Raw genomic sequence first — 12,884 nt, forward strand, 5'->3', positions numbered from 1 at the left:
TCATGAAGCGCTTTGAAGTAACCGTTTCTATTTGTCAACGACCACCGTTCCGGATTGAACAATTCCCGTTGATGTACTTATTCGGTAGATATAAATACCTGTAGCCAGGGATTTTACATCCATTTTAGTCGATCGCTGATCTTTCAGTGATTGTTTGGCAACCACCTGTCCTGAAACATCAACAAGTATGATCTCTGCATTTTCCACCACGGAAGGAAGTTCAAAACTCAATGTGGAAGAGGTGGGATTCGGAAATACTTTTACATCCCGTTGATTCTTCACAGCCTGTTCCCCGTTATCCGTTCCTTCGGCACGGTATGCCCCGGAAGGAGCTTCTTCCCCATCATAGGTCACAATAAACTCAAAATTTCCACGCAACTTAGGTCCTTGCTGTGTATTGAAAAACTGCTGAAAATACACGTATTCTGTTCTCATTTCAGTACCGTCTACTCCTGGTTTAAGTGCAAAATCGATCTCCACAGGATATTGAAAATTCGGAGGAAACAAAATTCCATCCAGCCTGATTTCGTTCGTTCCATTGAATGTGACCGTTTTTGCAGCGGGATTGGTTTGCTGATATGTTCCCAAAGAACCGCCAGCTACCCATAAATCATAAATGTCTCCGAGATAAACTGTAATATCGGCATACATACTGAGTGTACTGGCAGTCACATCTTTATTGATAAAACGAATAGAAGATACTTCTGCCACACTTGCTGTACTTCCTGCCAGTACGGTTAACTTTCTCCCCGGGAGGTGATATATTCTTACGACTTTCGAATTCCGCAATACGATATTGTTATTGTATTCCATATTCAGGAACACGTGTTCCGATTCTTCATAGGTCATCCCATCTGTATTAACCGGATGGTGACCATCAACAACGCGTCCCATAAAACAGATTCCCATATTACTGGATCCCGTATAAAGTGACGGATCAGGTGCTGCCCATGCTTGTTTAAATTCCTGCTTTGATCCGGCCGGAATTGACGGAAGGGTGATATCAGCAATTTCCAAACCTTGCGGCTGGGAGGTTCCCGGGTAAATATCTGTTGTCCATTTTCCGGGCCACTGTTGTTCGGTTCCTCCAACTGTCCAGTACATTTTCACTTTTTTCCCCGCAGGAGAAGCAAAACATCCTACATTTCGAACCGTAACATACAGGTGATTATCACACATACTTGAAGCTGTTGAAAAACATACATCCTGATTGATATTCACACGGTCATCCGGAAATACCCGGTTCCAGATATCCGGATCCCACGGTGAATGATCAAAATTCTGAGAATTGGGTTCATCATACATATCAAAGTAAGAATCTCTCATCGCAAGATCGAAATTCGCAATCGAATTCAGTGCAAAACGAACCTGCCGGGTTGCAGCATAAGAGCAGGAAGAGTGATCTTCCGTCATAAAAGTAAATACCCCTTTACCCGGAATTCCGGCTCCTGTAATCGTTGGTGCTAACAGGGTATCATTATTCAGTGTGACATTGTTTTCCGTCATAGATTGCCAGTAGCAGATATAAGGCGGTACTCCGCCAGTCAACTCAGCGGTGAGTTTCGGGGTTACTGTTGCGCCCGGAGTTCCCGGAGCACATAAGGAGTTAATGTCTATGTTTTTCACTTTCAATCCCTCTGATATTTTCCATATAACCGGATGCTCAACATTAAACATGTACACACAATTATCCGGATCAATCGCAACCCGCTTAATATATCCTATCCGGGTCTCTTTTGGTTTTCCGCAAGCGGGAGGAAGTCCCGGGAAAGTACTCATACCATTCCCGGCAACGGTAGAGATGGCTCTTCCCGGCGTTATTTTTCTGACAACAAAATTCTGACAATCTCCGACATACATATTTCCGAAACTGTCAAAAACAAAATCCTGGGGATTGTAAAATTGAGCAGCGGTCGCCGAACCTCCGTCTCCTAAATACCCACCCGGTGCTCCGCGCGTTACAGCCGGTGTTCCTGCAAACAGCGCAATCCCATTACTTACCGGGTCTATTTTCCGGATGATATGCCAGGGGCTTTCCGAAATATAAATGTTGCCATAGGCATCACATTCAATCTGTCCTTCACCGAGATCAAGGTTCGTGGACAATGCTGCTGTTCCCGTTCCTGAAATGGTATACGGACTGGTTCCGCTTCCTGCAATGGTTTGAATGATACCGGTGCTTTGGGGCACTTCTCTGATGTAGAAGGGTTCGGCTATTAACAATTTGCTATTGGGAGCAATGGCAATGGCACGCGCCGAAATATTCGCGGATATTGCTGAAAAGTTATCTCCCGAATGACCGACCGTACCGTTACCAGCTACAGTAGATATTATCCCCGACGCGGTAATTTTCCGAACTCTGGTTCCCGATCCCAAACCTCCGGGACCACCGCTGGTATATTGATCAATAAAATAGATGTCATTTGTTTTCATGTCAACGGTGATATCCAAAATTCCATTGAGTTGTGCTGATATTGCGGGCAATCCATCTCCTGAAAACCCGGCAACACCCGTACCTGCAACCACGGAAGTGACTCCTGTTATAACATCGATTTTAATGATCTGGTGTCCTTCTCCCATATACATGTTTCCATTTCTGTCAACGGTCATCCCTCCGCTCGGATTCACGCTCCGGGAAGTCGCCAAAATTCCTGTATCGGTCACACCACTTCCTCCATTTCCCGCATATCTATAGGTGAAATCGTAGTTCAATTGAGCCATACTATGCTGCAACCCCATTAGATACAGTATCACAAGGGTGAGCATGCTCTTGTAGTTAGTTTGTTTCATATTCGTTCTATTTTAGATTTCCTACTCTGTTGAAGGTTTTTCGGAAGCCACCTGCATGCTTTACGAAAATAGGTCCGACAGAAAAGCCCGTCAATACGTTCTTTGTATGCTTTTTCAGCACTATTTGCGCAGAAACCAGAGGCCTTCTCATACTTTTGTCGTATACGACGGAATATGGATCAATCAACCAACCGAACCTTACCCGGAATAAAAAAGAAGCTGCCCGCCAGTAGACAGACAGCTTCCTATTTAGATCTGATTGGGTTTTATTGTTTTTCGATCAGGATTTTGTCCTTGTACAGGGTTTTGTCCTTACTTCTGATTTCGTAGATGTAAACACCGCTCAGGAATAAACGAACATCAATCTGGAGTTTGCCATTCTGATCGATTGGTTTATTGAGTAATTCACGACCACTCATATCGAAGAGATGAAGTGTCAATCCAGCGGGAGTTTCCTGCTTACCGGATACTGTAAACGCTACATATTCGGAAGCCGGATTCGGTACTGCTGTTGCTGAGATTCCATCATCTATTTTTCCGGAACCGGTTCCCGAAGGAGTTGTCCCTTCGCCTTTCATGGACACAGAAATCGATACTCCGCAGGAACATTTTCTTTCCGAAATTACGGTCTCCAATCCATCCGCCGTTACACCAACTACCGTCCAGCTAAAGCAATCGGCAAAGGATGAAGGAACCGTTACGGTGGTCCCAGTGACTGTCCACTCGGAAACAAATCCGCTTGGGTATAACGGATTCGGAGCGCAACACGCCGGATCGTAAGCATACAAAGCGACTTTGTAGGAAACTGCCATCGGAAGCGGAGACCAGGAAAGTCTGCTGTCTAATCCAACAGGATCACATCTCAATCCGTATGGAGGCGGCCCGCCAGGAGTACATGAACAGAATGGTTCAGAACGGCGCGATAAACCTCCTCCAGGCATTACTGCTACGACCGTCCACGAGAAGCAATGCGGAATGGAATCGATAACTGATGTAAGGGTTGAGGAAGCTGGTATATCATATGTATAACCACCCGGTATTAACGGATCAGGACGACAACACAAGGAATCTTTTTCGTGAATGGTTACAATATAGGAAACTGCTCCCGGAACAGGATCCCATGAAAGATAACTGCCATAATACGGCCCATTGATAACCGGAGTACATCTCAAATTCTCCGGTGCAGGTACGGATGTGGTATTACACACATCGATACAAATATCATCCACATACGCATAGCCGAAATGTCCGCCTGCACCACAATCTGCTACAAAAATTTCCAGTGTGTATGATAGAAATACATTGGCGTCGAATTCCAGAAAAGCACAATCCCAATCCCTGTAAACTCCTGCACTTGTATACCCACACGTTGTTAATGATGTACTGATAAAGAAAGGATCAGATACGTCAGCCACTTTACAAAAACGAGCAATTTCGGATCCGGTATTATCCAACACTCTCGCCAAAAAAAACGGGTTTTGAGGTGGCGAATAATGTGATGGATCTTCCATCACCAGGGCATACGAAAAATTGATCCGGTTTCTTCCTGTTACGGAAGGAGAAAACGTTTTCTGAAGCATATTCACTTCGTTATTGTGCCAGCCACATGGCGTCGGGGCATTGATCCGGATAGCATGAGCAGAGCTATTGTGTGTTTGATTGATAACGGGCACAATCGGATCCGGGACGTTATTCGTTAAGTCAAAATTATCCGGTAATCCGGGTAACGGTCCCAAATAAGTGTAGGCAACGCTTGTTGGCGGAACAAAGCTACAGTCTCCACCATAATAGGTATTGGTAAGGTATCCGTTAAAACTAGCCAGTGAGGGAATACCCGTCTCAAAATCACCATCACTGCAAAGTACTGTTGATGTAGCAGCTTTTGCCGGTACAGGAGCAGAAACCCTTCCCGGGTTATAAATCTTCGCTGCTTCCGGATGCAGTTTCAGGTATTGTTCACGGTAATAGCTTTTCAGGTAATTTTCTGCCATGACTTTTGAATCGACTCCAGCATCTTCATGATGCCTGGCTGCCAGGAAATTTTCCTTGATCCGTTCGTTTTGAGCAGTGTTGAGTAATTGTTCGTTGACATAAGCAGCAATTCGTTGTTCTTCGTTTTCCATTTGTTCCAGCCATTCGTGTCTGCTCACTCCTTCTTTCTGGGCATAAATCACCTGGAAAGAAGCCAGTAAACAGCCAAAAGCCAGTAAGGCTAATTGTTTTCGATTCTTCATAGTGTATAAGTTTATGTTATTTATTAAAGCTTTAAGGGCCAGCGGATTTCGTCGCCCCCTGCATGCTTTACGAAAATAAAACCCCGTGAATTCACTTACAATACGTTGTTTGTATGCTTTTTCTGCTCAATTACCCCGTTAACAGATAGAATCTCATACTTTCGTCGTATATAATCTGCTTATATTTGTAACTCAATCTGAATAGCAATCTATCCTATGGGAAACATCTTCTTTACTTCTGACCATCATTTCGGACACGCCAATATCATTCGTTTCTGTAACCGTCCGTTCGAATCCGTGGAAGAAATGGATCGCGAACTGATCCGTCGCTGGAATGAGAAAATCCAAAAGGGAGATGATGTGTACCATCTGGGCGACCTGGCCTTGAATTCCGCAGAAGCTTTTACGGAGATTATGGATCAACTCAACGGAAATATCCACCTGATCGTTGGAAATCACGATGCAACGGCTCTGAATAAACGCAAGCGCTTTGCCTGGGTGAAGGAATATTACGAGTTGAAGGTAAAAGATGAAACCTGTGCGAACGGTGTTCAGCGTATCGTGTTACTCCATTATGCGATGCGAACCTGGAGAGGTGCTTCACGCGGAACCTGGCATTTGTACGGACATTCGCACAATACACTTCCTGATTGGGAAAACTCCTTGTCGTTCGACATCGGTGTGGACTGCCACGATTTTTATCCGCTGTCCTATGATGAGGTGAAGGCCATTATGAAGCAGAAAACGTGGACACCGCCGTTTGAGGTTGGTGAGCGATGAGAAGTGGTTTTAAAAATACCTTTTTATAAATTCACAATATTGTGTAAAAAGCCCATTCCTGCTGGGCTAATAGACATCCCGCAATGGCGGGACAAGCTATGTCTATACGTATTTTGAACAAATAATAAATCCCATTTATTCTTCCACAATCTCCCATTCCCTCCTCCAAACTCCCATTCAAATAAAAACCGTACCTTTGCACCGTTTTTGGTTCGATTGTAGCAATACAAAAGATAATAGGGAATTCGGTGAGAATCCGAAACTGTATCTGCAGCTGTAACCCTTAGTCAAACGGACTTCATTATTCCACTGTCGCGGCGCCAAGCCAGGACGGGAAGGAGAAGCAACCGGAGGGAAGTCAGAATACCTGCCTTGGACAACTGAATGAAGACTTCAGATTAAAGTCAAGTTCAATTGGAAGCTCCGGCTTTCAGTTCGTTCTTATGCTCTGATTTTTTCATTTGCTTACTTAGACCGAGGGCGCTGCCTTCATTTATTAACTTATTTAAATGCTAAAAGCAATGAAAAAAATGCTACTTGCAGTTAGTGTATTCTGTATCCAATACACACAAGCACAAACAATCGTCGATTTCGAAGACAAAACGCTTCCGGGAGCTGACACGGCATGGTTGGGTTCCGACATGTCGGGAGGATTTACATCCGGTGGAGTTTTCTTTGAAAATACCTACGACAGCCAGTGGGACTACTGGTCCAACGGGTTTATTTATTCCAACTCAACTGACGTAACGACTGCCGGCTACACCAACGATTATTCTGCTTACACGGGAATCGGGGCAAACGGAAGTGCAAACTACGCGGTTAACTACAATGGAAGCATCGACTTCGGAACGGAAAAAGTATTGGAAAGCATCGCCATTACCAACACTACTTACGCCGCTTTGTCTATGTTGAACGGAGATTCTTTCGGAAAACAATTCGGTTCGCCAAACAACGCACAGGGGAATCCGGACGGAACAAACGGTGCTGACTGGTTCCGATTATTGATCATCGGGAAAGATGCACAAAGCAATGTAACGGATACCGTTATTTTCTACCTGGCTGATTACCGTTTTGCAAACAGCAGCGAAGACTACATCGTAGACAGCTGGGAAACAGTAGACCTGACTCCACTTGGAGAAATTCAGTTCCTGGAGTTTGCATTGGAATCATCTGATGTCAGTTCATTCGGAATCAACACCCCGGCATACTTTGCTTTGGATAACCTGAAGTACGGAACAGCTTCTGTGAACTCGTTGAACCTTGCAAGCCAGGAGATTTACCCGAATCCTACAAACGGGAACCTGACTGTTCAATCAGAAGCAGGAACAATCAAAGTATACAGCCTGACAGGTGAACTGATCCTGGAGCAAACAACAAACGGAACGCAGCAAATTGACCTGAGCCGTGCGCATGCAGGAACATACCTGATCGAAACAAGCAGTTCCAAAGGGATCGCAAGAACACGCATCAGCAAAATCTAATTGAATTTTCAGTTAGCTATATTATCCATTGCAGTTTCAACCTCCTGTTCGGTATTCGGGCAGGAGGTTAAACCGCTTGAAGAAGTGGTAATTTCTTCGGGAAATGACAGAAGCAACAGCATGCAGATCGAACTGGACAAAGACCGCATTCAGAATAAATTGGCCAACGACCTGGGACAAATCCTGAGTTTGTTTCCCGGATTACAGATCAAAAGCTACGGAGACGTGGGCGGACTGAAAACCGTTAGTTTCCGAAGTCTGGGAGCCGGACATACGGCACTGGTACAGGATTTCAGTTCGGTTTCAACGACGCAAAGCGGACAAGCAGATTTAAGTGCTTTTCCCGCAGATTTCATCGAACGGCTTGAGTTAATTACTCTTTCTCCTACCCGCACCGCGATTCCCATTCACGCCAAACTGGCCGGAGTCGTCGTAAATGTTGAATCCGTTCACTCCTATTCGGGAAACAATCCGAAAAAAATCATCCTGGGCGCTCAACTCGGATCTTTCGATCAATACGAAGGTTATCTGATGCTCCAAAAACGATCCGTCAAATGGGCTGGTACCATAACGGGAAAAATTCGTTCCTATGGCGGAAACTATCCCTATTCCTACCTGAACGGGAACAATACCATCGAAGAACGCCGCAAGAACAACAGCCTGCTGGAATATTTCGGAACAGCTTCCCTGCAATTCACTCCCAATCAAAACCACCGTTTTCAACTGCGTTTATCCGGAAACGATTACCGCAAGGAACTTGCCGGAGCCGTGATTTTCTACAATAGCAATGCCGCACAATACCTGAACGGCTACGGACTGAATGCTGCACTCAATCATCGTTTCAAAAAGAACCGGTGGGATGTGTTTTCATCCGTGAATTACCAGAAAAACAACCTCCAATATCTCGATTCAAGCTACCTGAATTCACTCGGTTATCTCGACCAGCGTTTTTATTCGGATCAACTCGATTTCCAGTCGCAGGTTTCGTATACACTTACTGAAAACCTCGAATTCCTGGTCGGAAGTTCCCTGATTTCAGAAACCCTGAAGGGGAAATCCCTCGTGGGAAATCCGTATCGAAACACGTCCGAAAGCGTATTCGGACTCGAATGGAAGAAAATCGGGAAAATCCTGCTTCAAATCGGGGCACAGGGAATCTTTGAAAAACGCGATACCGTTCTGAAAAGTCAATGGAACCTGCTTCCGGCACTTTCCTGGGGATTCAACCTCGGGAGTAAGAATAAACTCAGCCTGGTATACCGCTACACCTGCCGGCAACCCACTTTCAGCGAATTGTACTACCAGCAAATCGGGAATACCAAATTACGCACTGAAAAAGCACACATCGCCTCCATCCGCTACGAACTCTCATTGCCATTCAAAAAGGGAATTTCCCAAACGATGATTCAGCCGTTTTATTCGTATGTCTACGATAAAATCCTGGCTATTCCCACTAAGAACTTATTTATCTGGAGCATCCAGAATATCGGGAAATCCGATGCCATCGGTGTTGAATTCACCGAACTCGTTCAGAAAAAAATCCGCAGCCACACCCTGGGAGCGCGAATCAATTATACCTTTCAATACACATCCGATTTAAGCGATCCGAACGGAGCCACTTACCGGGATATTCTCAGCTACTCTCCGCTACACTCCGGAAGTATCGAACTGGATTATTCCTGGAAGAGAATTTCGTTCTTCGTACTGACAAGCTACATGGGCGAACGCTATGCATTGAATCAAAACATTCCGTCCAACCTGCTGGATCCGTACCTGCTGGTCGATCTGGGCGCGTCTTATTCACAGCACCTGAAAAACAACGAGTTTACCCTGCGTTTTTCACTGAATAACATCACAAACAAGCAATACAGCTACATCAATTACTTTGTGATGCCGGGTATTCACTTCAATATCAGACTTCAATATGCGCTCTAATTACTTTTTGATACTGTTGGTTCTTTTTGCAATCGGTTGTAAAAAGAAAAAAGCCCAGGAACCGGATGCACCGAAGACGCTCCAACACGGTATGCTGGTGCTCAATGAAGGACTGTTTCAGCAAAACAATTCCACCCTGGGCTGGTTCGATTTCGATTCGAATTCCTACACCTCCAATTTTTTCGAACAAAAAACAAACCGTTCGTTGGGAGATACCGGGAACGACATGAAAAAATACGGCGGAAAAATCTACGTGATTGTCAATGTTTCCAGTACGGTTGAAATCCTGGATGCAGCAACAGGAAATAGTATCAGCCAGATTTCCATGATTTCCGGCGGAACACCGAAACAACCGCGCTACATTGCTTTTTCGGGTTCGAAAGCCTACATCACCTGTTACGACGGTTTTGTAGATGTTCTCGACACAGCTTCCTTAACGATTACCAACCGCATTCCCGTGGGAGCAAACCCGGAAGGACTGGCGGTGAGTAACGGAAAACTATTTGTAGCCAATTCCGGCGGACTCAATTTCCCGAATGTTGACAGCACCGTTTCAGTGATTGATTTGGGAAGTTTACAGGAAATTACCCGCATTTCCGTTGGAAAAAACCCGGGAGCCGTTCAAACAGATCCGAGCGGAGAAGTCTACGTGATTACACGCGGTGATTACGCCTCCATTCCGTCGCGCATGCACCGGATCAACCCCAATACGCTTTCGGTAGTACAATCCTTCAATTTCGACGCCGGGGGCATTTCGCCCTTCAACAATCAATTCCTGATCTCCTACCACGATTTCAGTTCCGGGGATAAACGCATTGCACTTTTCGATCCCGGATCCGAAACGATGATTAATACGGCTTACGTTCCGACAAGCGGCATCCAGACGCTTTACGGAGTGAGTTATTCCTCCGTCACCAATAAAATTTACTGCCTCGATGCAAAGAACTACACCGTTACCGGACAGGTTCATGTATTTTCCAGCACCGGCACGTTCGAAACGAGTTATCATGTGGGGTTGAATCCCTGTAAAATTCTGATTTATGAATAAATTATTCCTTTTCCTGTTCTTAATCCCGGCGTATTCACATGCGCAAAGTTTTCACCCTTCTCCGGGAGATCCGAATTCAAACGCGATTAAAAAAGACAGTTCCTGTTTTGTTTCCTGGGCTACCGGTGGAACAATCACACGGGGTTATATCAACATTTCCGACACAACTGCTGAAGCAAGCGGAACCAACCGGGCAAGTTTTGGAAACCTGAACCTGGCATTGGGTCCGGCAACCGGGAGTACTGTCGACGTTGTTTCGTTGGGCGACAGCGGCGTAGCAACCCTTTCGTTCGATCAATTCATTATGGATGGACCGGGCTACGATTTTGCGGTGTTCGAAAACGGATTTACAGACAATTACATCGAACTGGCTCACGTGGAAGTGAGTTCGGACGGCGTTCATTTTTTCCGTTTCCCATCCACCACGGAAGTTCCGCTGGATTCCCAACTGGGAAATGCTTCTTTTTCCGACTGCCGGATGGTGAATAACCTGGCCGGAAAATACCGCGTAGGTTACGGAACACCATTCGATTTGAGCGAACTTCCAAACGATCCTAACCTCGATAAAAATGCAGTTCAATATGTCCGTATTATTGATGCGATCGGGGCAATTTCCGGAAGTCACTACACAACAGACCAATACGGAACGATTATCAACGATCCTTTCCCAACTCCGTTCGAATCGGGAGGATTTGACCTGGAAGCAATCGGGGTGATCAACGGAACGCTTGGCTTAAAAGAACAGCAGTTACTCAACGTATCCGCTTATCCGAATCCGGCGAAAGAAACGATCCGCATCGATTTGCAGGGGCCGGCGGTTCTGCGTCTTTACACCGCAGACGGGCGCTTGCTGGAAACCTATTCTCACCTGGATCAATCCACAATTTCATTACAGGACATTGCTCCGGGGATGTACAATATGCTCATTTCCCAGGGAGAAAAAACACACGTTGTGAGCGTGATGCGTGTTTATTGATCCAAGTTGAAACGTACAAAGGGTTCAAAAGTGAAAGTATTCCATTTTAGTATTGAATTTTTGAACCCTTTGAACCTTCTCACAGACTTACCAAAGCAGATCCATCGCACTGCTTAAAAACGGCATACCTCGGCAGCATTTTCCTGAAATATCCAAAAACACACGAACTTAATCCCCTTGAAATAAATTTATTACAGTTTTCAATTATTATTGAAAATATTGTATATATTTGATTCATGGAATTAGAACAAGCCAAACAGCAATTCATTCAAACCTGGGGAAACTTCGGTACACAATGGGGGATCAATCGCTCGATGGCACAGGTTCATGCCCTGTTGATCGTTAGCGACAATTCGTTGTGTACGGAGGACATCATGGACAAACTCTCTATTTCACGCGGAAATGCCAATATGAACATCCGGGAGCTGACCAACTGGAACCTGATTTACAAAGAAAGTATTCCCGGTGACCGCAAAGAGTATTTCCGGGCTGAAAAAGACATGTGGGAAGTTGCCAAACGCATTGTGAAGGAACGCAAGCGCAGGGAACTCGAACCGCTGCAGCAGCACCTGGCTGAATTGAAAAAGGTGGAACAGTCCTACGAATCCATTTCCTTTGTTGCAACCATTGAAAACATTGAACGTTTGGTGACACGACTGGATTCGCTTTCAAGTACCCTGATGAAAGCAGATGAACACGTTTTCTTCGGACGTATTTTGAACCTGTTCAAGTGATTGCTATTTTTTTGATCTTTATTTTCAAAAAATATTGAAAGTTTTGAATTAATAGAAAAATATAGAATTATGGAAACTCAACTCTCACTTTTGTATGACGAAGATTGTCCTTTATGCCGCTGGTACACAGCTAAATTCGTTCAATATGGTTTTCTGAATCCAGAAGGACGCATCTCCTACTCTACCCACATCGATCGATTGAAACAGGTGGTCGACCCGGAACTGGCACAAAACAAAATTGCCTGCATCGACCACCGAACCAACCAGGTTAGTTACGGAATTGACAGCCTGTTACTCATTCTCGGACAGCGTTTTAAACTGATTCCGATCATTGGGAGATTCAAACCGGTCAACTACCTCCTGCGGCTTCTCTACCAGCTCATTACCTACAACCGAAAAATTGTAGCTCCTGCTCCCAAACAAGCCATTGCCTGTGCCTGCGAACCTTCCCGATCTATTTTATGGCGTTTTCTGTTCATCGCACTGATTACATGCATCACTTCCCGGATTACTCACTGGTATTTTCCGCTGTTCTTTTCCGGGTATCTGAATGCAACCCCTGTCAGCGACTGGATGCTGCTAATCCTGCAACTGGGCTTTCAAAGTATCTGCTTTTGGTTCTTCAAACAGAAAAACCTGTACGACTATCTCGGACACCTTGCCTTTGTTTCTTTTCTGGGTTCCTTGCTGTTATGGGGATTCGGACTGCTGATCCAGGTATGTAGCATTCCCGGAATTCCAACAGCTCTGCTCAGCGCGGTTAGTTTCGGAATCGTGCTCTGCTTTATGTTTTATGAACACAAAAGAAGGGTTCAGCTCAAAGACTGGTCTCTGAGACTCTGTTTGAGCTGGATCGTTTTCAGAATTCTCATTTATCCCCTCGTATTTCAACTTTAAATTTTTACC

9 protein-coding genes and 1 riboswitch are annotated in these 12,884 nt (G+C 45.1%); of the genes, 7 read left to right on the forward strand and 2 right to left on the reverse strand.

The genetic code is table 11. The features are described from left to right. Positions 1–27 precede the first annotated feature (27 nt). Positions 28–2,790 carry a T9SS type A sorting domain-containing protein gene (locus ABDV94_RS13980; protein WP_343747819.1) on the reverse strand — a complete coding sequence of 921 codons (2,763 nt, stop codon included), beginning with the start codon at positions 2,788–2,790 and terminating at the stop codon, positions 28–30. A gap of 266 nt (positions 2,791–3,056) precedes the next feature. Then, a complete protein-coding gene (locus ABDV94_RS13985) occupies positions 3,057–5,024 on the reverse strand; it encodes a T9SS type A sorting domain-containing protein (RefSeq protein ID WP_343747820.1) in 1,968 nt (655 codons plus the stop codon). Between the two features lie 216 nt (positions 5,025–5,240). Here ABDV94_RS13985 and ABDV94_RS13990 point away from each other — a divergent pair, with 216 nt between their 5' ends. The 7 genes from ABDV94_RS13990 to ABDV94_RS14020 all read left to right on the forward strand — a co-directional run bounded on the left by ABDV94_RS13990 (position 5,241) and on the right by ABDV94_RS14020 (position 12,875). Next, the gene (locus tag ABDV94_RS13990; RefSeq protein WP_343747821.1) at positions 5,241–5,804 is read left to right on the forward strand and encodes a metallophosphoesterase family protein; all 564 of its coding nucleotides are present in this window, start codon (positions 5,241–5,243) and stop codon (positions 5,802–5,804) included. Between the two features lie 191 nt (positions 5,805–5,995). Then, a riboswitch (cobalamin riboswitch) is annotated at positions 5,996–6,194 on the forward strand. 131 nt (positions 6,195–6,325) lie between these two features. Next, positions 6,326–7,285 (forward strand): DUF4465 domain-containing protein, encoded by a 960-nt coding sequence (locus ABDV94_RS13995; RefSeq protein ID WP_343747822.1) that lies wholly within the window; start codon positions 6,326–6,328, stop codon positions 7,283–7,285. Then, the gene (locus ABDV94_RS14000) at positions 7,286–9,220 is read left to right on the forward strand and encodes a TonB-dependent receptor plug domain-containing protein (protein ID WP_343747823.1); all 1,935 of its coding nucleotides are present in this window, start codon (positions 7,286–7,288) and stop codon (positions 9,218–9,220) included. Beyond that, positions 9,210–10,268 carry a YncE family protein gene (locus ABDV94_RS14005; protein ID WP_343747824.1) on the forward strand — a complete coding sequence of 353 codons (1,059 nt, stop codon included), beginning with the start codon at positions 9,210–9,212 and terminating at the stop codon, positions 10,266–10,268. The genes ABDV94_RS14000 and ABDV94_RS14005 overlap by 11 nt, the downstream gene beginning before the upstream one ends. After that, positions 10,261–11,244 (forward strand): T9SS type A sorting domain-containing protein, encoded by a 984-nt coding sequence (locus ABDV94_RS14010; protein ID WP_343747825.1) that lies wholly within the window; start codon positions 10,261–10,263, stop codon positions 11,242–11,244. Before ABDV94_RS14005 ends, ABDV94_RS14010 begins: the two co-directional genes overlap by 8 nt. Before the next feature lie 236 nt (positions 11,245–11,480). Further along, complete coding sequence (locus tag ABDV94_RS14015; protein WP_343747826.1) at positions 11,481–11,978, forward strand: transcriptional regulator; 498 nt, start codon at positions 11,481–11,483, stop codon at positions 11,976–11,978. 69 nt (positions 11,979–12,047) lie between these two features. After that, positions 12,048–12,875, forward strand: a complete 828-nt coding sequence (locus ABDV94_RS14020) for a hypothetical protein (RefSeq protein ID WP_343747827.1) — start codon at positions 12,048–12,050, stop codon at positions 12,873–12,875. The last annotated feature ends 9 nt before the right edge of the window (positions 12,876–12,884 follow it).

Source organism: Fluviicola sp., assembly GCF_039596355.1.
In the GTDB taxonomy this organism is placed as follows: Bacteria; Bacteroidota; Bacteroidia; order Flavobacteriales_D; family Crocinitomicaceae; genus Fluviicola.

Excerpts from the sequence above, each read along its gene's own strand:
- ABDV94_RS13990 (WP_343747821.1), top strand. The coding sequence starts at position 5,241 with ATGGGAAACATCTTCTTTACTTCTGACCATCATTTCGGACACGCCAAT.
- ABDV94_RS14010 (WP_343747825.1), top strand. The coding sequence starts at position 10,261 with ATGAATAAATTATTCCTTTTCCTGTTCTTAATCCCGGCGTATTCACAT.
- ABDV94_RS13985 (WP_343747820.1), bottom strand. The coding sequence starts at position 5,024 with ATGAAGAATCGAAAACAATTAGCCTTACTGGCTTTTGGCTGTTTACTG.
- ABDV94_RS14020 (WP_343747827.1), top strand. The coding sequence starts at position 12,048 with ATGGAAACTCAACTCTCACTTTTGTATGACGAAGATTGTCCTTTATGC.
- ABDV94_RS14015 (WP_343747826.1), top strand. The coding sequence starts at position 11,481 with ATGGAATTAGAACAAGCCAAACAGCAATTCATTCAAACCTGGGGAAAC.
- ABDV94_RS13995 (WP_343747822.1), top strand. The coding sequence starts at position 6,326 with ATGAAAAAAATGCTACTTGCAGTTAGTGTATTCTGTATCCAATACACA.
- ABDV94_RS13980 (WP_343747819.1), bottom strand. The coding sequence starts at position 2,790 with ATGAAACAAACTAACTACAAGAGCATGCTCACCCTTGTGATACTGTAT.
- ABDV94_RS14005 (WP_343747824.1), top strand. The coding sequence starts at position 9,210 with ATGCGCTCTAATTACTTTTTGATACTGTTGGTTCTTTTTGCAATCGGT.